This window comes from Actinospineispora spinosispora DSM 44797, assembly GCF_000429025.1.
GTDB classification, from domain to species: domain Bacteria; phylum Actinomycetota; class Actinomycetes; order Mycobacteriales; family Pseudonocardiaceae; genus Pseudonocardia; species Pseudonocardia spinosispora.
This window is the reverse complement of sequence record NZ_KE386834.1, coordinates 186,369-209,866: the sequence shown is the minus strand read 5'-3', so window position 1 is coordinate 209,866 and position 23,498 is coordinate 186,369. Positions and strand designations below refer to the sequence as shown.

Sequence of the window (23,498 nt, the reverse complement as noted above, 5' to 3'; positions counted from 1 at the left end):
GGGCCGGGGTGAGGTGCAGTCGTATCCCCGCTGGCCATCGAGTGTGCTTGGCGTGGCCGCCCGCTATCAACCCCCGGCTGGCGCCGGCCTCGCGCGGGTTCCTGGTTGCGCGGGTTCGGGGGCGAGGTTTCAGGGTTGACAGCGGGCGGCCACGCCAAGTGCAGGCCAGGATCGCGGGGGAAGGGGAGCTCTGCGGCGCTGTTGTTGGTCACGGCTGCGCCGCGCCCCCCTCACGGTCTCGGGGTGCACCGTGCTCGTTGAGTGCACATGTCCAGCGCCCAAGATCACCCCATCTGTCACACGCGTAACGCGGCGGGTGACTTCGCAGAGGCTCATGTCGCGTCGCAGATGTTGGAACATCTGCGACGCAACACGTAGCTCTGCGAGGCGTGACAAAAGCAACCACAGAGACTCCTGGGACTTACGCGATCGCGCGAGGGCGCAGCCCAATGCGCAAAGAAGCGCCATCGGCCCGCCACCACCTACGACATGCACGCACACCTGCCCCATCCCCGCGATCCTGGCTAAGCACTTGGCGTGGCCGCCCGCTGTCAACCCTGACACCTCGCCCCCGAACCCGCGCAACCACGAACCCGCGCGAGGCCGGCGAAGCCGGGGGTTGATAGCGGGCGGCCACGCCAAGACAATTCGAGCCAGCGGGGACGACGCCAAACACACTGACGAGCCACCGGGGACGACGCCAAGCACACTGAAAAGCCAGCGGGGATCACGAGGAAACGACCTGCACCCCCAACGTGACAGAAGCCAACGCCAGAAAGAACAGCGCCAGATAGAACTGCGACGAATAGTCCCGAGCCAACAGATGCGTATGGACGGCGCACACGAAATACAGAACCAGCCCCACAGCCGCCGCGACACCGACCCACGGCAGCCAGAGCAGCCCGACCAACAACCCCACGGCCCCGGCCAGCTTCAACGCGCCGATCACCGGCAACCACGAGGCGGGAACCCCGGCACGGGCCATGGCGGGCAGGATCGGCTTCAACCGGAAGATCGCCCCGGCCCCGGAGAAGAAGTTGGCGACGATGGCGAAGATGGTCACGGCAGCGAGCACAGCGAACTCCTAGATGTGTGAGAGCTTGTCCGGGTTGGTGACCGTGTAGATCCCGCACACCTGACCGCTGTCCGCGACCAGATCGAGCACCACCACCGCGAGCAGGACCGAGCCGGCCGACAGCAGTGCCGCGGGTGAGCCGTTGACAGTCCGGTACGAGACGTCGACAGCCGGGATCGCCCGTCGGGCCGCGCCCCGGACGATCACCTGGGCGATGCGCTCCGGCCCGTGCAAGGGCCGGGGGCCGGCGGCGGGTGCCTTGCCGCCGCCATCGGCCCAGAGGGTGACCGAGGGAGCCAGCAGTTTCAATAGCGCCTCGACGTCACCGTCCAGGATCGCCGCCACGAACCGCTCGGTCACCTGCCGTCGCACGGCGGGGTCGGCTTCGTAGCGGGGACGCCGGGCGTGCACGTGCTCGCGGGCGCGGTGCGCGATCTGCCGGACGGCCGGCGCGCGGCGGCCCAGGATCGTGGCGATCTCGGTGTGTGGGTAGCCGAAGACCTCGTGCAGGACGAACACGGCGCGCTCTGTCGGGTTGAGCGTCTCCAGCACGACCAGCATCGCCATCGAGACCTGCTCGGCCCGTTCTGTGTGCTCGGCCGCGTCCGGGACCACGTCGGCGGCGAACGGCTCCGGTAGCCAGGTCCCGATGTACTCCTCCTGTCGCCGGTTGATGCTCTCCCGCCGGTCCAGCGCCCGGTTGACCGCGATCCGCACCAGGTAGGCGCGCGGGTTCTCGATCGGCTCCGCCGTGGGCGATCCGACCCTGCCCGACCACGCGAGCCAGGTCTCCTGCAGGACGTCCTCGGTATCGGTGACGCTGCCGAGGATCGGATAGACGAGAGAGAACAGCAGCGGGCGGTGGTCGAGAAACGGGTCGGTCATGGGAGTCCTCCCTCGGCGGTCATCGGATGAGAGTCCCGCTGGCCAAAGAGTGTGACAGCGGAGTATAAATTGAAACGGAGTCCGATTCCGTTTAGTCGTGGAGGAGCCCCATGGAGAACACCCGATTCATCCTGCTGGAAGGCGACGAGCAGCGGCCGGGCCGCGTACCCCTACCGCCCGCCTTCGCGGTGAAGGCTCGCTCGGAGGACACCGAGGGACGCCTGTCCCTGCTGGAGGTGACACTCGCCCACGACATCCCCCGCCACGTCCACCACGAGGCCGACGAGTGCATCTACGTACTCGAAGGGGTGCTGGAGATCGACTTCGAGGACCACACCCATCGCGCCGGACCTGGAATGTTCGCGGTGCTCCCCCGAGGTGTGCCACACGCCTTGCGTCGCGGCTCGACGCCCCCACCCCGGGTGCTGCAGATCTCGACGCCGGGTGGCTGGGAGTGCTACGTCGAGGACCTCGTCGAAGCGGGCCCGAGCGTCCTCACCGACGGCCGACTGGACCCGGCCAAGATCAACCCGATAGCCGCGAAGTACCACATCGAGTACGAGACCCCAACCCCCGCGAGTCGCTAGATTCCGCGGCGCGGAATGCCCCGACTCGCGGAGAAGGGGGTCACGGGGTACGGAGTGCCTGGGTGGAGAGGCCATCCGGCGGGGGGCCGGGCTCTCCGTCGGGGATCGGCATCGCCGGCCCGGCCAGCACCTCGCGGAACGCGTCCGGCGCGAGCGCCTTGGCGAACAGCCAGCCCTGGTAGGCGTCGACGCCCAGCTCGCGCAGCGCGTAGAACTGCTCGGCCGTCTCCACGCCCTCGGCGACCGTGTAGCGGCCCATCGCCGACGCCATCTGGACGACCGCCCTGGCGACCGCGAAGTCGGCGGGGTCGGTGCTGATGCCGTTGACGAAGGTGCGGTCCACCTTCACGATCTGCGCCGGCAGCTCCTTGATCCGGGACAGCGAGGAGTAGCCGGTGCCGAAGTCGTCGACCGCGAACCGCACGCCGATGTCGGACAGCTCGCTCATCGCGGCAAGCGTGCGCTGCGGCAGTGAGACCAGGCTGGTCTCGACCAGCTCCAGCACCAGCCGGTCGCTGGCCAGGCCACTTTCGGCGAGCGCGGACCGCACAGCGGGCAGGAAGTCCGAGTCACCGGGCAGCAGTCCGGCCAGGTTGACCGCGACACCGACCGGTCGACGCTGGTGCGCGGGCCACGTGGCCGCTTCCTTCGCCGCGGTACGCAGGACCCAGCGGTCCAGTTCGCGCATCAGCCCACCGCGCTCGGCGACCGGGATGAACGCTCCGGGGAACAGCATGCCGCGCTCGGGGTGCGGCCAGCGGATGAGCGCCTCGGCGGAACGCACCGCGCCGTCCGCGCCGACGACCGGCTGGTAGTGCAGCACCAGCTCGTCGTTGGCGATGGCCTCGCGCAGTTCGTCCTCGAGCCGCAGCTGGTTGTTCGCGCTGCTCGCGGCCTCGGCGGTGAGCAGCGCGAGCTGCCCGGCACCGCGCTGCTTGGCGTCGTACATCGCGGCGTCGGCGAAGCGCAGCAGGTCCTCGGCGGTCGGGATGCCCTTCGGCGAGTCGGTGCCGCTCGAGCCGTCGGCGGGCGTCGCCGCGCCGATCGCGGCCGAGACCCGCACAGCCTGACCGTCCACCTCGAACGGCGCGTGCACGAGCGCGGCGACCGTCTCGGCCAGCTTGGAGACCCCGCCGACCGCGTCGACGTCGTCGCAGACCACGACGAACTCGTCGCCGGACAGCCGTGCCGGGGAGCAACCGACGGGCAGCTCACGCTGCAGCCGGGCCGCCATCATGATCAGCACCTGGTCGCCGGCCGCGTGACCGAGCGCGGTGTTGACCCGCTTGAAGTCGTCGAGGTCGCAGCACAGCACGGCCAGCTTGTTGCGGTCAGGGCCGGCGAGGAGCTCGGAGATCCGGGCGTTGACGGCGGACCGGTTGGGGAGCCTGGTCAGCTCGTCGTGCGTGCCGGCGATACGCAGCACGTCGGCCGCCCTGCGCCGTTCGGAGATGTCGGTGAACACGACCAGCCAGAACTGGCGGCCGTCGTCGCCGACGGACACCGTGACGGACAGCTCGCACCACACGGAGGTGCCGTCGGCCCTGCGGACCGCGTACTCCGGAATCCGGTACCCGTTGGGGGCACCCGGCCTGACCTGCCGCAGGAACGCGAGGTCATCGGCCCCGGCGGGCTCGACCGACAGGCTGCGGGCCGACACACCGCGCAGGCGGTCGCCCGGAGAGCCGAGCAGTGTGCACAGCGCGGCGTTGGCGTCGACGAGGTGACCGGTGCGGTTGAACACCGCGACGCCGACCGGCGCGATGGTCACCAGGTCCAGGTAGCGCTGGGTGGACCGCTCGATGCGCTGCTCGGCCATCCGCCGTTCGGTGATGTCCTGAACGGTGCCGACCAGCCGGATCGGCGTGCCGGCGGCGTTGCGCTCGACCCTGGCCTGGCAGCTGAAGACGCGCTCGGTGGGTGGCGCGGTGCGGTGCTCGACGTGGTGTGAGTCGGCGTCGGTGTCGTCACCGGCGACGTCGCGCTGGGTCTGGTCGCGCAGAGCGGCGCACAGCAGTGCGACCTGCTCCAGCTCGATCGGGCCGTTCGGCTGCGAGTCGGCTTCGATGCCGGCCTCTTTGTACAGCTGGACGAGCGCGGGCTCGCGGTGCAGACCACCGGTGCGCAGGTCGTAGCTCCAGTTGCCGACCTTCGCCAGCCGCTGCAGCTCCTCGACGCGCTTCTCGTTGTTGTCCCTGCTGGCGACCGGCGGCGCGGTGTCGGTGGAGTCGACCAGGATCACCGCGCGGGAGGCACCGGCGGCACCCGGCTCGGTGCTGAGCTTCGGCAGCGTCCAGCGGATGACCTTGACCCGGACCAGCGCGCCGTCCGGGCGGACCAGCCGTGCATCGTTGTCCGGCCCGACCACCAGGTGGTCGAGCGACCGGCCGAGGATGCCTTCGCTCGCGCCCTTCTGCCTCGGGTCACGACCGGCCATGCGCAGCAGCGCCGCGTTGACCCGCTGGATGCGGCCCGCGTCGTCACACAGCATCGTCGGCGCGGCGGGCAGCGACAGCGACGTCGTGGCCGCCGAAGCGACCGGAGCCACCGGCCGGGCTTCGACGGGCGGCGGGACCGGCATCGCGGTGCGCACCGTGCCCGGGTCGAAGTTGCCGGCGCCCACGCCGGAGCCCATACCGCTGTCGAACATCGCCGCCGGCGAGTCCGGTATCGATGTCCGTTCGGCGGAATGCCGGGACATCGATACCGGACGGCCGGACGACTTGGGCAGTGGACCCGAGCCCTGGATCGGGCTGGGGATGTCCGCGCTCTGCGACGGCACCCGGTTCGACACCAGACCTGTGCGGCCACCGGCCCGCCCGCGCGGCGCCTGATCAGCGCCGGGCAGGGGGTCGAGCCACTGTCCGAGGTCGGCCACTCGCTGTCCCCTCACGATCTCAAGATTCACGCCCCGGTGGGCGTTGCATCCTGTTCAACGACCGTGGTCACAGGACGATCCGGTCGAATCACACGAGTGGGGGATATCGAATTGACTGGAAAGCCGAGCGGTCCGTCACCAAGAGTCACAAGCTGTGACTGTCACAGAGTTTCCCCAGGTAAAGGCGCCATAACACACTACTGTGAGTGAGAATCGGCCTTCGGGCTGTGCGTCTGAGTAACCGAATCAGGACGATTCGGTCGCGGCCTTAGCCACAGCTTGAGCAACCGTGGCCGCGACACGCGGATCGAACGGGCTGGGCACGATGCGGTTCGGCGCGAGATCGTCCTGAGCGACCGAGAAGATCGCGTCGGCGGCGGCGAGCTTCATCCGCTCGGTGATGCGGGTGGCGCCGGCGTCGAGCGCGCCCCGGAAGATTCCCGGGAAGGCCAGAACGTTGTTGATCTGGTTCGGGAAGTCCGAGCGCCCGGTGGCCACGATCGGCGCGTAGCGAGCGGCGACGACCGGGTCGACCTCCGGGTCCGGGTTGGACAGTGCGAAGACCATCGGCTCCGGCGCCATGGTGGCGAGCAGCTCCTCGGGCAGCTTCGCGCAGGACAGCCCGATGAACACGTCGGCACCCTTGAGTGCTTCGGTCTCCGCGCCGGAGAGGCGACGCGGGTTGGTGCGCTCGGCGAGATCGGCCTTGACCGAGTTCATCCCGGCACGCCCGGGGACCAGGATGCCCTTCGAGTCGAGCACGGTGATGTCGGTGACGCCGGCGGCCATCAGGATGTCCGCACAGGCCACGCCCGCGGCACCGGCACCGGTGATGACGGTCTTCAGCCCGGCAAGCTCTCGGCCCATCGTGGCGCAGGCGCCACGCAGCGCGGCGAGGACCACGATCGCGGTGCCGTGCTGGTCGTCGTGCATGACCGGGCAGTCCAGCGCCTCGATCAGGCGGCGCTCCAGCTCGAAGCAGCGCGGCGCGGAGACGTCCTCGAGGTTCACCGCGCCGAAGCTCGGGCGCAGCCGGACCAGGGTCTCGACGATCTCGTCGACATCGGTGGTGTCGAGCACCAGCGGGATGGAGTTCAGCCCGCCGAAGGCCTTGAACAGCGCGGACTTGCCCTCCATGACCGGCAGCGCGGCGCGCGGGCCGATGTCACCGAGCCCGAGCACGGCGGTGCCGTCGCTGACGACCGCGACCAGCCGCTCGGACCACGTGTACTCGGCGGTCTTGCTCGCGTCGTCGGCGATGACCCGGCTGACCTCGGCGACGCCGGGGCTGTAGGCGATCGACAGGTCGCGCGCGCCGCCGAGCGGAACGGACGGGACGACGGTCAGCTTGCCGCCGATGTGGGACTTCAGGATTTCGTCGAGCTCGATGTCCCGACCGGTGTCTGTCAAGTTCAGGTCTTCCTCGGCAATAGTCACAGCTGTCCCCTTGGGCAAATCGGTGCGATCACATGGGAGCGGGCGATGAACCGGTGCCCGCTGGCCGTGCACCGGTGCTCGCGGAGGTGTCGCGTTAGCGCGGTGCCCGACAGCGCCTCGTACCCATCGCGGGATGTCGCGGCAGTTGGCGAAGCGCGACTGTCAGGTAGACGTCAAGTATGTCATCTCGAGGCGGGGATGTCTCCCCTGAAGAAGCAGGTGTCACACCCCGTTACGGTGGCGGCCATGCCTTCGACCATGGAGACGCGAGCGTTGTCGATCACCGGGGCGTGGGTCTTCGAACCACGCAGGTTCGGTGACAATCGGGGCGAGTTCGTCGCGCCGTACCAGGAGGACGCGTTCGTCGAGGCCGTCGGCGCGCCGCTGCGGGTCGCCCAGTCCAACCACAGCGTGTCGAAACGCGGCGTCATCAGGGGTGTCCACTTCGCCGACGTCCCGCCGGGGCAAGCCAAGTACGTCTACTGCCCGCGCGGAGCGCTGCTGGACGTGGTGATCGACATCCGGGTCGGCTCGCCGACCTTCGGAGCGCACGAGGCAGTGCTGCTCGATGCCGAGTCGTGCCGCGCCATCTACGTGTCCGAGGGCCTCGGACATGCGATTTGCGCACTGACCGACGACACCGTGGCCAGCTACCTGTGCTCGACCCCGTACACGCCCTCGGTCGAACACACCGTCTCGGCGCTCGACCCGGAACTCGGACTGCCCTGGCCGGCCGACATCACCCCGATCCTGTCCGACCGGGACGCCGCCGCACCCACCCTGTCCGAGGCCGCCGAGTCGGGCCTGCTCCCCCGCTACAACCCGTGAGTGTTGTGGGCTGCCCTGGCAGCCCACAACACTCACGACTGTGCCCGCGGCAGGAATCCTTCGAATAGTGGCAGTACTGCCACTACCGGGGCCGCGCCGCGGGTGCGATCGTCCGTGGATGGGCCAGGTGCTGCGTCGGACGATCTCGGTACCGCAGGGTGTCGCGCTGTACATCGGGGCGGTCGTCGGCGCCGGAGTGCTGTTGTTGCCGGGGCTCGGCGCGAGCCAGGCGGGGCCGGCGTCACTGGTGTCCTGGGCGTTCGACTGCCTGCTCGGCATCCCGCTGGCGCTGACGTTCGCGGCGCTCGCGGCGCGCAGCCCCGATGCCGGCGGAGTACTGAGCTACGCCACCCAGGCGTTCGGGCCGGCCGCCGGGACGATCGCCGGCTGGTTCTACTTCTTCGCGGCCGCCACCGCGCAGACCCTGGTCGCGCTGACCGGGGCCTACTACATAGCCCCGTACCTCGGCCTCGGCCGGCCGGGCGTCTTCGCACTGGCCGCGGCGATCCTGGTGGTGGCCACCGGCGCGAACGTCCGGGGTCTGCGGGTGAGTGGGCGGCTGCAGCTGGTCTTCAGTGGTCTCGTCGCGGTGTTGCTGCTGGTCACCATCGCCGTCTCGGTGCCCCGGATGTCCGCCGTGCACTGGACGCCGTTCGCGCCGCACGGGTTCGGCGCGATCGGTCATGTCGGTGTGACGATCTTCTTCGCGTTCTTCGGGTGGGAGGCGATCTCGCACCTGTCCGAGGAGTTCCGCGACCCGGCCAGGGCCGTCCCGCTCAGCACCGCGCTGAGTGTGGGACTCATCACGCTGCTGTACGGGGGCATCGCGCTGGTGACGGTCGGCACCGGCACCTACGGCGACGGTGAGGTCAACCGGACCTCCATCGCCCGGTTGTTGTCGAGCGCGTTGGGTGGCTCGGCGGGTGTGGCTGCCGCGCTGATCGCGCTGCTCATCGCGTTGGGCACGGCCAACGCGTTCGTCGCGGCGACCTCCCGGCTGGGTTACGCGCTGGGCCGCGACGGAGTATTCCCGGAGTCGATGTCCCGACTGGACGACAACCAGGTCCCGAGGACGGCGGTGCTCGCGGTCGGCGGCTGGGCGGTGGCCTGCCTGGCCGTGAGCTTCGTCGCCGGCTGGGACGCCGAGACGCTGCTGGTGGTCCCGGACTCGCTGGTGATCATCGTGTACCTGGTGGCGACCGCCGCGGCCGTCAAGCTGCTGCGCGGGCGCCGGCGCCGGCTGGCCGCGCTCGCCACGCTCATGTGCTGCGCGCTGGTCCCGTTCGCCGGAGTAGTACTGGTCATTCCGGCGCTGCTGGCCGTGCTGGCCCTGCTGTACCGCCGCTTCGCCGGTCGCCCGGTCAGCTGAGCAGGCGCGGACGGTCCGGCAGCCGCCCGGGCCACGGCCACAGCCGGAACCGGACGACGGCGAGGACCCGCGCCGGACCGAGCGTCCGGGAGTCGGTGCTGCCGTACGGGTTGTCCCCGAGCACCTCCCACCCGTCACCGACCGCACGCACCGCCCGCTTCACCGACAGCTGCTCGGGACGGGCCGCCCAGCGCACGAGCACGACGTCCCCCGGGCGCACCGGGGCGTCGAACGCGGCGACCAGCACGTCGCCGTCGCGCACCGTCGGCGACATGGAAGGACCACGCACCGCCACCCGCCGCAACCGCACCGTCGAGGACCCCCGATCGCGTCATGACACCAGCTACAGAGCCTGCCACCGATGTGGGTCGGGAGTAGGGTCGGCACTGTCGGAACGATCACCAACGCACATAAGGAGCACCAATGGGACTGCTGTCTCGCGTTCTCCGTCCTCGGCTGGAGGCCACCGCTCACTGCGACCTCCCCTGCGGCGTGTACGACCCCGCCCAGGCCCGGATCGAGGCCGAGTCGGTAAAGGCCATCCAGGAGAAGTACCAGGGCAACGACGACGCCAGCTTCAGGGCGCGCGCCATCGAGATCAAGGAGCAGCGCTCCGACCTGGTCAAGCACCACCTCTGGGTCCTGTGGACTGACTACTTCAAGCCGCCGCACTTCGAGAAGTACCCGGAGCTGCACGAGCTGTTCAACAAGGCCACCAAGGCCGCCGGCGCGAGTGGGACCAAGGGTTCCAACGACCCCTCGACCGGCCAGGAGCTGCTCGACTACATCGCCCAGATCGACAAGATCTTCTGGGAGACCAAGCAGGCTGCCTGACCCACGCTTCACCCAGCGCCATCCAGCGGTCTCCGCTGGATGGCGCTGTTCTTTTGCGCGGCGGTTTTCATGATCACCACCGCCTCATGGCTGTTTTCGGGCGCGAAAACAGCCACCAGACGGTGGTGATCATGAGATCCATACGTGCACACAGGCGAATATGCGAATTGATGCATTCGGCAGGGTCGCCCTAATCGGGTATTCCGTTGGAGCGGCGGAGTCCGTAGCGTTGGTGGGGTTCGTTCCCGACTGCAGGAGGATCGCGTGTCGCTTACCGTTCCGGTGAAATTGCTCGAACAGGCGCAGCAGGGCCCGATTTCCGATGACGACTTCGTCGAATGCATCAAGAACTCACTGCCCTACGCGTGGTCGGTCGTCAGCGGCCTAGCCGACGAGATGGCGCGCACCGGGAACAAGGTGGCGCTCAACGACACCGAGCCGCCCGACGAGGCCAGCTGGGGACAGCTGTTTCGGCTGGTCGGCAGCGATGCGATGCGCGGAGCGGTCGAGCGGCGCTTCGGGGTCCGCATGGCGTTCCAGAACTGTTGCAAGACCGGCTTCTTCGACCCCAGCGCTACTGACGAGTACGCCGACTTCGTGACACCCAGGGCTCAGGTCCTCAACCAGAAACCCGAGCTGATCAACTGCTGAGTGCTTTCGACGGAATCTGTTCGATAGGGCCCAGAACAACGGTATAAAAGAATATGCCGGCCGCCATGATGATTCCCGCGACGATGAATGCGGGGCCGAAACTTCCAGTGGCCTGCACGAGGTAGCCAGTGACGATCGGCGCGGCCAGGCCGAACAGGGTGTTGATGAAATTCATCACCGACGCCACCGCGCCGACACTGCCTTCCGGCGCGATCAGCGCGGGAAGGCTGTTCGACACGCAGTACGCCAACGTGATCCCGACCGTGCCGACGGTGATCCAGAACAGCGCCACGGTGACGTCGGTGGTGAACGCGGCACCGGTGATCCCCAGCGCGATGACCATGCCCGCGACCAGCACGGACTTGCGCACCACGGTCTCCCGTCCGCCACGTTTGATCAGGTGGTCCACGAGCCACCCGGGGATGAGGAACTCCGCACCCACCGCGATGAGCCACGGGATCGCGGTGAACAGACCGCTCTTCAGGACCCCCATGTGCAGCTCGGACTGAAGGTACCCGGGCAGCCAGGTGAGCAGCAGCCACGTCGTGTAGCCGGCGCAGGCCAGGCCGAGCGACAGGCCCCACACCTTGCGCCTGCCCAACACGTATCCGAGGTTCGCCAGCGGGTTCGGATGCGCGACGTCCTCGTCCTGCGCGCCGCCCTCGCGGATGTAGCGGTACTCGGCCTCGCTCAGCCTGCCGGAGCGGACCGCTTCCTTGGGGTTGCGGTAGCCGACCCAGAACACGACCGCGAACAGCACACTCAGCGCACCGGTCGTCCAGAACGCGCCGCGCCAGCCCAGCTCGACCACCGCGAGCGCGACCAGCGGCGTCCCGATGACGTTGGACAGCCGCTGACCGGAGTCGAACACCGCGGTGGACAGGCCCCGCTCGCGGCGCGGGAACCAGTATCCGGTCACCTTCATCGCGCCGGGGAACACCGGCGCCTCGGCGACGCCCAGCAGCACGCGCGACAGGATTACCAGGCCGGTACCGCTCGCCACGGCGGTCAGCACGCAGGCCACCGCCCAGATCCAGGTCGCCACCCGCAGCACGGGTTTCATCCCGAACCGGTCGAGCAGCAGCCCTGCCGGGATCTGCATGAGCGTGTACGACCAGAGGAAGCTGGAGAACACCCAGCCCATCTCGCCGGGTGTGAGTCCGAACTCGTGCCCGAGCGGGCCGCCGGCGACCGAGATGTTGGTGCGGTCGATGTAGTTGATCAGGACGCCGAAGAACAACAGGACGACGATCATCCAGCGAACCCGGCCGGCGCGGCTCGACGTGGGTACAACAGCCTCGGGTTCGGTCACCACAGCGATGCTCCCCAGCTCGAAGATCGACCGTCACATCACCGCGTCGTGATTCCTCCACCGGAAGTCTTTGCGACGGTCACCACTTCGTCAAGATCCGGATCATGATCACCGATCCCGACGATCGCCAGCGCCTGCGCCAGCGCGGCGAGCAGCAATACCGCGATCGCCGCCGGGTAACCACCGGTCACATCCACGAGCAGCCCCATGACCAGGGGGCCGAAGCCCGCGGCCAGGTAGCCGACACCCATCGCCAGGCCGCTGGTCGCGGCACCGGACGCGGAGTCGCGCGAGCGCCAGGCGATGACCGCGAGACCGAGCGGAAACCCCGCGCCGGACCCGAAGCCGATCAGGGCCACCCACAGCCACGGCCCGACGAGCGGCGGCATCGGGAGAACCAGCGCGCCTGCCGTCCCCACGGCGACCGAGGCCAGTGACAACGATGCCCAGAACCGCCACCGCTTGCGTCGTTCGGCGAGTGCCGGAACCAGCAGCGCGGCGGGTACCTGGGCGATGCTCCACACGGCGAGCAGGACGCCCGCGAGCCGGGGCGACGCCCCCAGGCTCTGGTAGTACGGCGGCAGCCACGTCATCCAGCCGTAGACCAGCAGCGAAGTACCCGCCATGTAGCAGGCGCCGCGCCGTGCGAACCGGCTCCAGCGTGCGGCGGACCGGGCCGTCGTCGTGACCGGTGGGATCCGCCGGGTGAGCGGCAGCCAGAGCGCCAGAGCGAGCAGCGCCGGGACGGTCCACACCGCGACGGTCGGCGACCAGCCACCGAACACACCGGACAACGGCACGGCGATCGCGCTGGCCACGGTCGCACCGACCATCATGGCGGTGACGTAACCGCCGGTCAGCGCACCGGCCCTGGCCGCGAACCGCGCGCGCACCACGCCGGCGAGGCACACGCCGGCGGTGCCGATGCCGAGCCCGACCACGGCCGTGCCGAGTGCGAGCGTCACGCCGGTGGGAACTCCGCGCAGCAGGCAGCCCGCCGCGAGCACCGCGACCGACGCGCCCAGCGTTCGCTCGGCGCCCAGTCGTGCGACGACCACCGCCCCGCCGAACGAGCCGGCCGCCATGGCCAGTACGGCACCCGCCTGGATCGCTCCGGCGAGCCCCGAGGACAGCCCGAGCTCGGCACGCACCATCGGCAGCAGCGGCGGATACCCGGCCAACGCCGCACGCAGGTTGAGCGCGACGACGAGCAGACCGAGCGCGATCACCCAGGGCCTACGCGACACATCCCTCACCTCGACAGGGGTAAAATTACTTTTCACCTCTGACAGTAAGGCGAGGAGGTAAGGGGTGCAAATTCTATTGACCGATTACCAACAGGGTGCGGCGGTCGCCACCGCGCTGGTGAACACGCTGCCTGGAATCCACCGTGGCGGGGACGCACTCCCCGGCCCGACCGAGCTGGACCGGTGGCTCGCGGACAACGACCTCCAGCTCGGCCGCTCGGCGCGAGCCGACGTCCTTGCCGTGCATCAGCTCCGTGCCGAGCTGTTCGACGCGATCACCGCGCCGGACGCCGCCACGCTCGCCGCGCGAGCCGGCCGGCTCACCTCGACGAACGGCGTCGCCCCGGTGCTGACACCGGACGACAACGGCCGATGGCAGTGGCAGGTCGCCGCCCCACCAGGCGCCGGGCTCGCCGGTCGGCTGGCCCTCCTCACCGCGACCGGCGTGCTCGCCACCTTGCGGTCCCTCGGCCACGACCGGTTCCGGGAGTGCTCGTCCCCGGCCTGCACGGGCGTCTTCATCGACACCAGCCGAGCCGGGCGGCGGCGCTACTGCCGGCCGGAGGTGTGCGGCAACCGCATCAACGTCGCCGCCTACCGCGCCCGCCTGACCAGCTCGTGAGTGTTGAGTGTGGCCATGGCCACACTCAACACTCACGAGCTGGGGGCTGGGGCGAGAGGCGCGCCGGTCTCCAGGAGGGTCTTCAGGCCCGCCAGCAGTTCGGGCCAGCCACCGCTGCCGTCCATCCCGCCGCTGATCGCGGTGTACATCTCGCTGCCCGCCTCGAAGTCGTCGTGCGTCACGGTCAGCCGGACCGCGCCGCCGTGCGGCTCGATGTCGAACGACACCCTGGACTGCTTCTCCCGCGCCAGCTCGGCGAACCGTTCGGCGCTCCAGCCGAAGTGCTCGGCGTGCTCTGGCTGGAACCGGTGCCAGCTGTAGGCGAGCCTGCGGTACGGGTCGGACTCCAGAACGACCTGCTCCATGTCGCGGAACTCCTGGTCGGGACCGTCCCGCCAGAGCACCGGCGAGCCGACCTGCCAGTCGGACTTCAGCTCAGCACCCCAGTACTGGCTGGTGAACGCCGGCTCGGTCAGCGCGCGCCAGAGCTGCTCCGGCGTCGAGTTGATGTAGGTGGTGTAGACGAACACGGGATTGGTCATCGCGGGTTGCTCCAACGCTCTCTTCAGATCGGCGAGTGCGTGCACTCGCGCTCGGTCGTACCGCTGAATCCATCGCTCGGTGATGGCGTTGATCGGCGCGGCGTTCAGGTAGTGCAACTTCTCCCTGCCTCGCCAGGTGGTGGTCACCAGCTGTGCCGACTCCAGGACGGCCAGGTGCTTGCTGACCGACTGCCGAGCCATCTCCAGACCAGCGCACAGCTCGCGCAGGGTCTGGCCGTTGCGCGCGTTGAGGCTGTCGAGCAATCGCCGACGACTGGCGTCGGCCAGTGCCTTGAACACGTCGTCCATCGCTTTCCACCTCAAACATGCAGCCATCCGGCTGCATAAATATAGGCAGCCGGACGGCTGCATGTCAATGCGGTGGCCTCCGGCCGGTCCACGACGGATGATGGACGGCGTGACGATGAACGGGCCGAGCGCCGAACCCACCCCGGCCGCGGTGTTCATCCCGTTCCACCGGACCCCGGCCGGCGAGCTGCGAGTGGTCCTGATCAAGCGCACCCCGTTCGGCGCGCATGGCGGCGAGATAGCGCTGCCCGGCGGCAAGTACGAACCCGAGGATGCGGACATGCGCGACACCGCGGTCCGCGAGACGTGCGAGGAACTGGGTCTCGAACCGGATGTCCTCACGGTGCTCGAAGACCTGCCACCGCTGGAGACGTTCTCGACCGGGTTCAAGGTGTGGCCGTTCGTCGGGCGACTGCATCAGGTGCCGGACCGCTGGCAGCCCCAGCAGCGTGAGGTCGAACAGGTTCTGGATCTGGCGGTCGAGGACCTCGTCGACCCGGCGGCGAGGGGAACCCAGGAAATGGACCTCGGGCGGTGGGGCAGGGCCGTCCAGGTCCCGGTGTGGCGGGTCGAAGGGCACGTCATCTGGGGCCTGACGCTGCGCATCCTCGAACCCGTGCTGCCCCGCGCGCTGGACGGCGAGTACCCGGTCTGATGCGTACGCCAGCCCGGTTCGGTCCCGCCGCGATCGCGCTGCTCACCTCGACCGTGCTCGTCGCCACCTCCGGCCGCTACGGCTATCACCGCGACGAGCTGTACTTCCGCGCGGCCGGCCTGCACCCGGCGTTCGGCTACGTCGACCAACCCCCGCTCACCCCGCTGCTGGCCCGGGTCGGGTCCGAGCTGTTCGGCGACTCGCCGACCGGCCTGCGGGTCCTGCCGGCGCTGACCGTCGGGCTGGTGGTGCTGCTGGCCGGGGTGATCGCGAGGGAGCTGGGCGGTGGTCCCGGCGCCCAGGCGCTCGCGTCCGCCGCCACCGCCGTGTCCGGATTCCCGCTGGCGATCGGCCACATGCTCTCCACCGACACGCTCGGACTGCTGAGCTGGACGGCCCTGAGCTGGCTCCTGATCAGAGCGTTGCGCGACGGTGGCACCCGCTGGCTACCGGTGGGCCTGGTCGCGGGCATCGGACTGCAGAACAAGTACCTGATCGCGGCGCTGCTGGCCGCGCTCACCGTCGGGCTGCTCATCACCGGTCCCCGCACGGTTGCGCGCGACCGTTGGCTGTGGCTCGCCGTCCTGCTCGCCGTGGCGGTCTGGGCGCCGAACCTGGTGTGGCAGGCGCTGCACGGCTGGCCGCAGCTGCGCATGGTCGGTGTCATCTCCGGCGGCGGGACCGGCTTCAGCACACCACGCTGGTCCTTCCTGCCCTACCAGCTGGTTCTGTACGGCCTGTTGCTGACGCCCATCTGGCTGGCCGGCTGGTGGCGGCTGGCCCGCGACCCCGCGCTGGTCCGCCAGAGGTGCTTCGCGGTCGGCTTCGTCGTGCTGTTCGTCGCGCTGATCGCCGCGAACGGCAAGGCCTACTACGCGACCGGCATCTATCCCCTGTTGCTCGGTGCCGGCGCGGACCCGGTGCTCAGGTGGTTCTCCTCGGCACGGTCCCGGCGGATCGTGATCGGCACGGCGCTGACGCTCACCACCGCGGTCAACGCGTACCTGTTCCTGCCTCTCGTCCCGGCGGACCGACTCGCGGGCAGCCCGATACCGGCGGTCAACCCGACGGCGGCCGAGACGGTCGGCTGGCCCGAGTTCGCGGCGACCCTGTCCGCCGCCTACCGGTCGCTGCCGCCGGACCAGCGCGCGAGCACGGTGGTCCTGGGCAACAACTACGGCGAGGCGGGTGCCGTCGACCGCTTCCGGAGCGAGTTCGAGCTACCGGCGGCGTTCAGCGGGCAGAACAGCTACCACGGCTGGGGCCCGCCGCCCGAGTCCGCGACCGGGGTACTCGCCGTCCGGGTGCCCGAACCGACTCTGCGCCGCTGGTTCGCCTCGGTCACATCCGTCGCGCACATCGACAACCGCGTCGGGCTCGACAACGACGAACAGGGCCAGGTGGTCTGGCTCTGCCAGGGCAGGAACGCACCGTGGACGACCATCTGGCCTCAGCTGCGCCGGGTCGGTTGAGCGCGTTTTCGGTGACACTCGGTCACCGCATGGTTAAAGTGAGTTAGGTGTCGGATTCGGAGCAGACCCACGGCCGCATCTACCTCCTACGTCACGGTGAGACCGCGTGGTCGGCCACCGGTCGCCACACGAGTTACACGGACATCACCCTCACCGAGCGTGGCCGTCAGCTGGCCACATCCGCCGGGCGGCTGCTGACCGAGGTCCGTGGCCCGGACTCGCCACCGTTCGCGCTCGCACTGACCAGCCCGAGGCGTCGTGCCACCGACACCGCCAAGCTCGCCCAGCTGTCGCCGACGATCGACGAGCAGCTCGTCGAGTGGAACTACGGCGCCTACGAGGGCCTGACCACACCGGAGATCCGGCGCAGCGACCCCGGCTGGACCGTGTGGACCCACTCCAGCCCCGGCGGCGAGAGCGCCGAACAGGTCGCGGAACGGGCCGACACGGTGCTCGAGCGCTGCCGGGCGGTGCTGAGCAAGGGCGACGTGGCTCTGATCGGCCACGGCCACTTCAGCCGCGTCCTGACCGCCCGCTGGCTGAACCTACCGGCCACCGCGGGCGTCGGCTTCAAGCTCGACGCGGGAGGCCTGACGGTCCTTGGCGACGAACGAGGCGCCCCCCGCCTGGACCACGTCAACCTCGTCGACCCACGCTGAGCGGCTCGCACAGAGCCAGTACACGCCGCACAGAGGCTCCGGCCTCTGTGCGGCGTGCAGGCCCTCTGTGCGAGCCGCGGCTCAGGGCTGGCGGCGCTCCTCGTCGAGGTCCTGGGACCACGTTCGGGCCGCGCCGCTCAGCAGCAGGTACAGGGTGCCCGCCGCGACGACCGCGACCACCGTGCCGATGAACGGCTGGTGTGACGGGACCAACAGCGAGTAGGCGACCGGCAGCAGGATCATCTGCACGACCACGGCGGGCGAGCGGGCCCAGAAGCGTCCGCGCAGCAGGCCACGTCCCACCAGGATCAGCACGACGCCCATCACCAGGAACATGCCGGCCTCACCGAGCACCGGGACCAGCCCCAGCGAGCTGTCGCCGACCCTGGCGACGAGTGACACCGCGAACCCCACCCCGACCAGGCCCTGCAGACCGACCACCACACCGGCGGCCCGCACCTGCGTCGGCGGCCGCGAGCCGGTGCGCTCGACCCCGGACGTCGGCTCGGGGGGCGACTCGGCGTTCATACGGTGTCGAGGTGCCGGTTCACGAGTCTTAGCTTAGTAGTGACCAGGTCGACGGCCTCTCCGGACCACCGAACCCCGGCCGAGAAGTTAGGCTGCCCTGGTGCGCGCCCTGCTCGTGGTGAATCCGCAGGCGACCTCCACCACCGCCGCCGGACGAGACGTGCTCGCGCACGCCCTGGCCAGCGAGCTGAAACTGGACGTCCTGCAGACGCAGTACCGGGGGCACGCCGCCGAGGCGACCGCGTCCGCCGTCCGTGCCGGCGTCGAGCTGGTCATCGCGCACGGAGGCGACGGAACGGTCAACGAGGTCGTCAACGGGCTGCTCGAGGCGAGCCCGCCGTGCGGTGATCCCCATTCAGGCCCTCAACAGCCGCTGCTCGCCGTCGTTCCGGGTGGCTCGGCCAACGTCTTCGCCAGAGCTCTCGGGCTGCCCAAGGACCCGCTGGAAGCCACGTCGGCGGTGCTGCGCGCGCTCGCCGAACAACGCAGCCGGACGGTCGGTCTCGGCAAGGCGGACGACCGGTGGTTCACCTTCAACGCCGGCCTCGGCTGGGACGCGGACGTCGTGGCCGCCGTCGAGCGGGCGAGGGCGCACGGCCACGAGGCGAGCCCGATCCGCTACGCACGTACCGCACTGCGCCACTACCTCGCGCAGATGCGTCACCCGGCGGACCTGACCGTCGAGCTTGTGGGTGAGGGCACGCTGTCCGAGGTCCGGCTGGCGCTCATCTGCAACACCGACCCCTGGACATACCTCGGTTCACGCCCGGTACGCACCAACCCTGGCTGCAACTTCGCCGACGGGCTCGCGCTGTTCGGGTTGACGAGCCTGAGCCCGTCCACGGTCCTACCGGTATTGCGGGAAATTCTTAGGAAAGAAGGCGACCCGAGCGGGCCGAACGTGCTACGCCGAGACAAATTGCCACTCATTCGTGTGAGCAGCCCGACCCCTGTGGCGCTTCAAGTGGACGGCGACTACCTGGGAGAACGCAGCGAGGTCGAGTTCCTCGCGGTTCCCTCGGCGCTACGCGTCGTCGTGTGAGAACCGCGGTTCGTCGTGGTTAGTACTCCGCCGGGTGACAGCGTCCAGACCTAATTCGTCCATTCACCGACCGAGCCGAACCGTCGATCCCGTTGGGGCTCGCACCTTTGGCCGTGATCGTTCACCGTTGTTCTCGAAGCCAAGCACGACCGCTGAGGAGACATCCTCTGGCACGGTCGGCCCGGGCAGACGAAAGCCACGCGAACCGCGAGGCCTTCCGAGTTCAGGTCGGCGGGTTCCGTCAGTCGTTCAGCGTAGTTGGTGACGCGGGGTAAGCACCCGGGGCCCCAACTGCAGTGTGTGGGTGAGCAACCTCTCACCCGTCTGACGAGAAACCCTTGAAGAGCCCCGTCGCTCGTGAAAGAATTCACAAGCGGCACGACCGCAGATTCGTACTGGTGCGCGTCCCACAGCGCGCAAGAGCAAGGAGCTAAAGAATCATGGACTGGCGCCACCGCGCGACCTGCCGTGACGAGGACCCGGAGCTTTTCTTCCCGGTAGGCACCTCTGGGCCCGCACTGCTGCAGATCGCCGAGGCAAAGACTGTTTGTCGGCGCTGCCCCGTGAACACCGATTGCCTGTCTTGGGCGCTTGAGAGCGGCCAGGACGCCGGTGTCTGGGGTGGCATGAGCGAAGACGAGCGCCGCGCGCTGAAGCGCCGCAACGCTCGCACCAGGGCTGCCCGCGCGGGTGCCTGAGTTTTAACACACTCGAGCTTTCGCACGCGCTCCCCGGAATTTGAGCCCGGTATCGAGGTTTTCCTCGGTACCGGGCTCAAATTGTGTCTGAAGCCTCAACTAACCGCGCAAGAGGGGTACCCGCAGCACCGCGTCGGTGCCCTTCGGCTCCCTCGGACGCATGCTCAGCGAGGCGTCCAGCTCGGAATCGACCAGGGTGCGCACGATCTGCAGGCCCAGCCCCTTCGACCGTTCCAGCGAGAAACCCTTCGGCAGCCCGCGCCCGTCGTCGCTCACCACGACGTCCAGCCAGCCGGCCGAGCGATGAACGGTCACCACGACCTCCCCCTTGGACCCCGCCTGGTAGGCGTGCGACATCGCGTTGTGCACCAGCTCGGTCAGCACCATCACCAACGGCGTGGCCAGGGCGCTGCCCACGACACCGAAGCTGCCCTCCCGGCGCAGCGACACCCTCGACTCGGCGGTCGACACGTCCGCCATCATCGGCAGAACCCGGTCGACGACCTCGTCCATGTCCAACCGTTCGTCGCCGGACATCGACAGCGTCTCGTGGACCAGCGCGATCGAGGTGACCCGCCGGACGGACTCGTTCAGGGCTTCCTTGGCCTCCGGGATCGACGTGCGCCGGGACTGCAGCCGCAGCAGGGCGGCCACCGTCTGCAGGTTGTTCTTCACCCGGTGATGGATCTCCCGGATGGTCGCGTCCTTGGTGAGAAGTGCCCGATCTCTCCTCTTCACCTCAGTCACGTCTCTGACCAGCACCAACGCGCCAGCCGGTGCGCCTCGCGGGCGCAGTGGTAGGGCACGCAGCACCGTCGCGGCACCGCCGGCCTCCAGCTCCATCCGCAGCGAGGGTTTGCCCTCCATCGCGGCCCGGATCCGCTTGACGACCTCGCTCGCGTCGAATGGGTCCCGCACCAGCGGCCGGGTGATGCTGCTCAGCACCGTCCCGACCAGGTCCGAGGCGAACCCCATGCGGTGGTAGGCGGACAGCGCGTTGGGGCTGGCGAACACGACCCTGCCGCCCGTGTCCAGCCGGATGAGCCCATCACCCACCCTGGGGTTGTTCGTCGTGTCCACGGCGGCGTCAGCGGCCGGGAACGTGCCGTCCGCGATCATCTGGCACAGGTCGGCCGCACCACCGAGGTAGGCGATCTCCAGCGGGCTGGGCACCCGCGCGACCGCCAGGTTCGTGTCCCTGGACAGCACGGCGAGCACCACACCGTCGCGGCGCACCGGGATCGTCTCGCGGCGCACCGGGACGCCCTGGTGCCAGCGCGGGTCCTCCTCGCGGCAGATCCGCTGGTCCACCAGTGCCCTTCGCAGCGGCGCGTGCTCCGGTTCGAGCACGACGCTGCCCACCGCGTCCTCGGGATGAGCGGTCGGTGCCGTCGTCGGCCGGGCCTGCGCGACGCACAGGAACCGCGAGCCCTCGATGGTCCCCTCGTCCTCCGACTCCGGGAGCGGAATCCAGAGCATGAAGTCGGCGAACGACAGGTCGGCGAGGAGCTGCCACTCGGCGACCACCCGTTGCAGGTGATCGACCGCGAGCCCGGACAACCGGGTGTGCTCGGCGAGGAGCTCGGTCAAGGTGGACAGTGGAGTACTCCGCTTCGGATCAGGACAGCTGCTTCACATGTGCACCATCAACGGTAGCCAGGCGGTCCGACAGTGTCGGCACCGGCGGCCGGCACCACCTGCGATGGCCGGGCGTCCGGTGCCGCATGACAGACTCGACCCAGAATCGTGACACTCACCGAGTGAGAGAGGGGGCGAGAACATGTCCCGACGAGCCCGCAAGAGGCGCGACCGCAAGAAGGGCGGCGCGAATCACGGCAAGCGGCCCAACGCCTGAGCCGAACAGCAGGAAAGGGCCGGAGCAGCTGATGCTGCTCCGGCCCTTTCCGCTGTTCCGGGACCGATCTGGCCGGGTGTCGATGATGTGTCGCGGCCCAGCTGCTACCCGGGCGCCTGCACACAGGCTCCCCAGCACTGTGCACGCCGTGGTGTTGCGTCGCATATGTCCGGACGTGTGCGACGCGACACGTAGGCGCGCAAAGTCGCCTGGGAAGGCCCGGCGCGGCGCTGGTCAGGGTCTGCGTTCGATCCTGGTGTGCCGGAACTCCACGCTCGTCCCCCGGGGACCGCGCTCGACGGTCACCTCGGAATGCTCGAGCACCGCCGAGCGAATCTGGTCACGCAGCCTGCTGCGCAGCTCCTTCGGCGCCTGCTCGCCACCGCACTTGCGGGCCAGCAGCTCCTTGAGCTTCTCCTCGATGCCGTACGCCGACAGGCACGGGTTGCATTCCTCGAGGTGCTTGCGCAGCAGGTCGCGGCGAGCGACGTCGCACTCGTGGTCGAGGAACAACCACACCTCGGCGAGCACCTCGTTGCAATGGGTATCGGGATCGTCGGGGCACCCGCTGTTCACCGGGCCACCTCCTGCCCACGCAAGAACCCGCGGTCGCGCGCGGTGTCGGTCAGCAGGTCACGCAGCTGACGACGGCCACGGTGCAACCGGGACATCACGGTACCGATCGGCGTATTCATGATATCGGCGATTTCCTTGTATGCGAAACCCTCGACATCAGCCAGGTACACCGCCATCCGGAAGTCCTCCGGAAGCTCCTGCAACGCGGCCTTCACATCGCTGTCCGGCAACTGGTCGAGCGCCTCGACCTCGGCCGAACGCAGCCCCGTCGACGTGTGCTCCGCCGCCTGGGCGAGCTGCCAGTCGGTGATCTCGTCGGTGGGGTGCTGCGCGGGCTGGCGCTGCCGCTTGCGGTACCCGTTGATGTAGGTGTTGGTCAGAATCCGGTACAGCCACGCCTTGAGGTTGGTACCGGTACGGAACGACGCGAAAGCCGCGTAGGCCTTCAGGTACGTCTCCTGCACCAGGTCCTCGGCGTCCGCGGGGTTGCGGGTCATCCGCAGTGCGGCACCGTAGAGCTGGTCGAGCAGCGGCATGGCGTCGCGCTCGAACCGGGCGGCGCGCTGCTCGCTCGTCTCTTCGGCGGGGGTCGACCTGCCATTGGCAGGCGTCAGCTCGAAGCCGCTCGCGTCGAGCGCCTTCTCGTCCTTGCCTAGAGCGTGATCGCGCTCAGCCGGCACCGAGCCCCCTCTACGCCGCCGTGGCGGCCGTCCCAACTCCTCCGCCAAGATAGCGGCGGATTCGACATCGGTCGATGAGGACGATACGCCCCGGTCTCGCCGTCGGACGACCGCCGGCACCGTGGGGACGGACACATCGAGCTCAGGCAACGGCGCTCCCGTCTGAGTGGTCGTCTGTTGGGTCATCAGGGCACATGGCACGTCCGGTGTAACAGCCGAACCCGGTGGCGCATTCCCATAGTCTTGTGAGCGTGAAGACACCGGCCACGGCGCTGCTGGACGCCAAGCGTGTGCGCTACGAGGTGCACAGCTATCCGCACCGGGCGGGCGAGGCGTACGGGCCCGAGGCGGCCCGCGCGCTCGGGCTCGATCCGGCCAGGGTGTTCAAGACGCTGGTCGCCGAGGTGGACGGCACGCTCACGGTCGGGGTTCTCCCGGTGACCGACACGCTGGACCTGAAAGCGCTGGCCTCGGCGGTGAAGGGCAAGCGGGCGAAGATGGCCGAGGTGACAGCTGCCGAGCGCGCCACCGGCTACGTAGCCGGCGGGATCTCCCCGCTGGGTCAGAAACGCCGGCTGCCGGTCGTCGTCGACGCGAGCGCCGAACGGTTCGACACGGTGTTCTGCAGCGGAGGGCGGCGCGGCCTCGAGGTCGAGCTCGCGCCCGCCGACCTGGTGGCGCTCACCGGGGCGACCGTTGCAACAATCACGGCTTCATAACGCCTTCGGTCGACGAATCCACGTCTGACCAGCACATT

25 protein-coding genes are annotated in these 23,498 nt (G+C 69.2%); 13 read left to right on the top strand and 12 right to left on the bottom strand.

The features are described 5' to 3' along the window. Positions 1-727 precede the first annotated feature (727 nt). Together G406_RS0130410 and sigJ are read right to left on the bottom strand one after the other, a co-directional pair. The gene (locus tag G406_RS0130410) at positions 728-1,063 is read right to left on the bottom strand and encodes a DoxX family protein (protein WP_245607269.1); all 336 of its coding nucleotides are present in this window, start codon (positions 1,061-1,063) and stop codon (positions 728-730) included. Between the two features lie 21 nt (positions 1,064-1,084). Continuing rightward, positions 1,085-1,960 (bottom strand): RNA polymerase sigma factor SigJ, encoded by an 876-nt coding sequence (gene sigJ, locus G406_RS0130405; RefSeq protein ID WP_028936718.1) that lies wholly within the window; start codon positions 1,958-1,960, stop codon positions 1,085-1,087. Between the two features lie 110 nt (positions 1,961-2,070). Here sigJ and G406_RS0130400 point away from each other — a divergent pair, with 110 nt between their 5' ends. Beyond that, complete coding sequence (locus tag G406_RS0130400) at positions 2,071-2,547, top strand: cupin domain-containing protein (RefSeq protein ID WP_028936717.1); 477 nt, start codon at positions 2,071-2,073, stop codon at positions 2,545-2,547. A gap of 40 nt (positions 2,548-2,587) precedes the next feature. On the opposite strand, the gene G406_RS50855 is transcribed toward G406_RS0130400, so the two are convergent. Together G406_RS50855 and G406_RS0130390 are read right to left on the bottom strand one after the other, a co-directional pair. Continuing rightward, entirely contained in the window at positions 2,588-5,440 is a 2,853-nt protein-coding gene (locus tag G406_RS50855; protein WP_156935236.1) for a putative bifunctional diguanylate cyclase/phosphodiesterase, read from the bottom strand. A gap of 231 nt (positions 5,441-5,671) precedes the next feature. Then, positions 5,672-6,835, bottom strand: coding sequence for an NAD(P)-dependent malic enzyme (locus G406_RS0130390; RefSeq protein WP_028936716.1), 1,164 nt, complete (start codon positions 6,833-6,835; stop codon positions 5,672-5,674). Between the two features lie 285 nt (positions 6,836-7,120). Between G406_RS0130390 and G406_RS0130385 the strand changes: the two genes are divergently transcribed. Then, positions 7,121-7,690: a dTDP-4-dehydrorhamnose 3,5-epimerase family protein gene (locus tag G406_RS0130385; RefSeq protein ID WP_028936715.1), complete on the top strand. Its 570-nt coding sequence runs from the start codon at positions 7,121-7,123 to the stop codon at positions 7,688-7,690. 118 nt (positions 7,691-7,808) lie between these two features. Then, on the top strand, positions 7,809-9,059 hold the full coding sequence (locus G406_RS0130380; protein ID WP_037079368.1) for an APC family permease: 1,251 nt from the start codon (positions 7,809-7,811) through the stop codon (positions 9,057-9,059). Here G406_RS0130380 and G406_RS0130375 read toward each other — a convergent pair. Beyond that, positions 9,052-9,354 carry a S26 family signal peptidase gene (locus G406_RS0130375; protein ID WP_342666261.1) on the bottom strand — a complete coding sequence of 101 codons (303 nt, stop codon included), beginning with the start codon at positions 9,352-9,354 and terminating at the stop codon, positions 9,052-9,054. The genes G406_RS0130380 and G406_RS0130375 overlap by 8 nt on opposite strands. Before the next feature lie 128 nt (positions 9,355-9,482). On the opposite strand from G406_RS0130375, the gene sodN reads away from it, so the two are divergent. Beyond that, complete coding sequence (sodN, locus tag G406_RS0130370) at positions 9,483-9,893, top strand: superoxide dismutase, Ni (RefSeq protein WP_028936712.1); 411 nt, start codon at positions 9,483-9,485, stop codon at positions 9,891-9,893. Positions 9,894-10,157: 264 nt separating this feature from the next. After that, positions 10,158-10,544 carry an SCO5389 family protein gene (locus G406_RS0130365; RefSeq protein ID WP_028936711.1) on the top strand — a complete coding sequence of 129 codons (387 nt, stop codon included), beginning with the start codon at positions 10,158-10,160 and terminating at the stop codon, positions 10,542-10,544. On the opposite strand, the gene G406_RS0130360 is transcribed toward G406_RS0130365, so the two are convergent. Further along, the gene (locus tag G406_RS0130360) at positions 10,534-11,856 is read right to left on the bottom strand and encodes an MFS transporter (RefSeq protein WP_245607268.1); all 1,323 of its coding nucleotides are present in this window, start codon (positions 11,854-11,856) and stop codon (positions 10,534-10,536) included. The two genes, G406_RS0130365 and G406_RS0130360, sit on opposite strands and share 11 nt — an antisense overlap. A gap of 38 nt (positions 11,857-11,894) precedes the next feature. Beyond that, positions 11,895-13,103, bottom strand: a complete 1,209-nt coding sequence (locus tag G406_RS50850; protein WP_245607267.1) for an MFS transporter — start codon at positions 13,101-13,103, stop codon at positions 11,895-11,897. Between the two features lie 76 nt (positions 13,104-13,179). On the opposite strand from G406_RS50850, the gene G406_RS0130350 reads away from it, so the two are divergent. Continuing rightward, positions 13,180-13,725 carry a CGNR zinc finger domain-containing protein gene (locus G406_RS0130350; RefSeq protein WP_245607266.1) on the top strand — a complete coding sequence of 182 codons (546 nt, stop codon included), beginning with the start codon at positions 13,180-13,182 and terminating at the stop codon, positions 13,723-13,725. Between the two features lie 32 nt (positions 13,726-13,757). Here G406_RS0130350 and G406_RS0130345 read toward each other — a convergent pair whose 3' ends face one another. Further along, positions 13,758-14,576 carry an ArsR/SmtB family transcription factor gene (locus tag G406_RS0130345; RefSeq protein WP_028936708.1) on the bottom strand — a complete coding sequence of 273 codons (819 nt, stop codon included), beginning with the start codon at positions 14,574-14,576 and terminating at the stop codon, positions 13,758-13,760. Between the two features lie 115 nt (positions 14,577-14,691). Here G406_RS0130345 and G406_RS50845 point away from each other — a divergent pair, with 115 nt between their 5' ends. The 3 genes from G406_RS50845 to G406_RS0130330 are packed head-to-tail and all read left to right on the top strand — an operon-like array spanning position 14,692 to position 17,362. Next, complete coding sequence (locus tag G406_RS50845; protein ID WP_245607307.1) at positions 14,692-15,231, top strand: NUDIX hydrolase; 540 nt, start codon at positions 14,692-14,694, stop codon at positions 15,229-15,231. Beyond that, positions 15,231-16,703 carry a glycosyltransferase family 39 protein gene (locus tag G406_RS0130335; RefSeq protein ID WP_028936707.1) on the top strand — a complete coding sequence of 491 codons (1,473 nt, stop codon included), beginning with the start codon at positions 15,231-15,233 and terminating at the stop codon, positions 16,701-16,703. Before G406_RS50845 ends, G406_RS0130335 begins: the two co-directional genes overlap by 1 nt. A gap of 47 nt (positions 16,704-16,750) precedes the next feature. Then, complete coding sequence (locus G406_RS0130330) at positions 16,751-17,362, top strand: histidine phosphatase family protein (RefSeq protein WP_028936706.1); 612 nt, start codon at positions 16,751-16,753, stop codon at positions 17,360-17,362. Positions 17,363-17,443: 81 nt separating this feature from the next. Here G406_RS0130330 and G406_RS0130325 read toward each other — a convergent pair whose 3' ends face one another. After that, the gene (locus G406_RS0130325; RefSeq protein ID WP_051342899.1) at positions 17,444-17,890 is read right to left on the bottom strand and encodes a hypothetical protein; all 447 of its coding nucleotides are present in this window, start codon (positions 17,888-17,890) and stop codon (positions 17,444-17,446) included. Between the two features lie 100 nt (positions 17,891-17,990). Here G406_RS0130325 and G406_RS0130320 point away from each other — a divergent pair, with 100 nt between their 5' ends. Next, complete coding sequence (locus G406_RS0130320; RefSeq protein ID WP_028936704.1) at positions 17,991-18,932, top strand: diacylglycerol/lipid kinase family protein; 942 nt, start codon at positions 17,991-17,993, stop codon at positions 18,930-18,932. A 440-nt stretch (positions 18,933-19,372) separates the two neighbouring features. Further along, a complete protein-coding gene (locus G406_RS0130315) occupies positions 19,373-19,630 on the top strand; it encodes a WhiB family transcriptional regulator (RefSeq protein WP_028936703.1) in 258 nt (85 codons plus the stop codon). 99 nt (positions 19,631-19,729) lie between these two features. Here G406_RS0130315 and G406_RS0130310 read toward each other — a convergent pair whose 3' ends face one another. Next, positions 19,730-21,229 (bottom strand): sensor histidine kinase, encoded by a 1,500-nt coding sequence (locus G406_RS0130310; protein WP_028936702.1) that lies wholly within the window; start codon positions 21,227-21,229, stop codon positions 19,730-19,732. A 181-nt stretch (positions 21,230-21,410) separates the two neighbouring features. Between G406_RS0130310 and G406_RS59870 the strand changes: the two genes are divergently transcribed. Further along, positions 21,411-21,485 carry a 50S ribosomal protein bL37 gene (locus G406_RS59870; RefSeq protein ID WP_414710562.1) on the top strand — a complete coding sequence of 25 codons (75 nt, stop codon included), beginning with the start codon at positions 21,411-21,413 and terminating at the stop codon, positions 21,483-21,485. 234 nt (positions 21,486-21,719) lie between these two features. Here the strand turns inward: G406_RS59870 and rsrA are convergent, their stop codons facing one another. Continuing rightward, positions 21,720-22,061, bottom strand: a complete 342-nt coding sequence (rsrA, locus tag G406_RS0130305; RefSeq protein WP_028936701.1) for a mycothiol system anti-sigma-R factor — start codon at positions 22,059-22,061, stop codon at positions 21,720-21,722. Beyond that, complete coding sequence (locus tag G406_RS0130300; RefSeq protein ID WP_028936700.1) at positions 22,058-22,675, bottom strand: sigma-70 family RNA polymerase sigma factor; 618 nt, start codon at positions 22,673-22,675, stop codon at positions 22,058-22,060. The genes rsrA and G406_RS0130300 overlap by 4 nt, the downstream gene beginning before the upstream one ends. 317 nt (positions 22,676-22,992) lie before the next feature. Between G406_RS0130300 and ybaK the strand changes: the two genes are divergently transcribed. Further along, positions 22,993-23,460, top strand: a complete 468-nt coding sequence (ybaK, locus tag G406_RS0130295) for a Cys-tRNA(Pro) deacylase (RefSeq protein ID WP_342666250.1) — start codon at positions 22,993-22,995, stop codon at positions 23,458-23,460. The last annotated feature ends 38 nt before the right edge of the window (positions 23,461-23,498 follow it).

Excerpts from the sequence above, each read along its gene's own strand:
- sigJ (WP_028936718.1), bottom strand. The coding sequence starts at position 1,960 with ATGACCGACCCGTTTCTCGACCACCGCCCGCTGCTGTTCTCTCTCGTC.
- G406_RS0130400 (WP_028936717.1), top strand. The coding sequence starts at position 2,071 with ATGGAGAACACCCGATTCATCCTGCTGGAAGGCGACGAGCAGCGGCCG.
- G406_RS0130385 (WP_028936715.1), top strand. The coding sequence starts at position 7,121 with ATGGAGACGCGAGCGTTGTCGATCACCGGGGCGTGGGTCTTCGAACCA.
- G406_RS0130380 (WP_037079368.1), top strand. The coding sequence starts at position 7,809 with ATGGGCCAGGTGCTGCGTCGGACGATCTCGGTACCGCAGGGTGTCGCG.
- sodN (WP_028936712.1), top strand. The coding sequence starts at position 9,483 with ATGGGACTGCTGTCTCGCGTTCTCCGTCCTCGGCTGGAGGCCACCGCT.
- G406_RS0130345 (WP_028936708.1), bottom strand. The coding sequence starts at position 14,576 with ATGGACGACGTGTTCAAGGCACTGGCCGACGCCAGTCGTCGGCGATTG.
- G406_RS50845 (WP_245607307.1), top strand. The coding sequence starts at position 14,692 with ATGAACGGGCCGAGCGCCGAACCCACCCCGGCCGCGGTGTTCATCCCG.
- G406_RS0130335 (WP_028936707.1), top strand. The coding sequence starts at position 15,231 with ATGCGTACGCCAGCCCGGTTCGGTCCCGCCGCGATCGCGCTGCTCACC.
- G406_RS0130325 (WP_051342899.1), bottom strand. The coding sequence starts at position 17,890 with ATGAACGCCGAGTCGCCCCCCGAGCCGACGTCCGGGGTCGAGCGCACC.
- G406_RS0130315 (WP_028936703.1), top strand. The coding sequence starts at position 19,373 with ATGGACTGGCGCCACCGCGCGACCTGCCGTGACGAGGACCCGGAGCTT.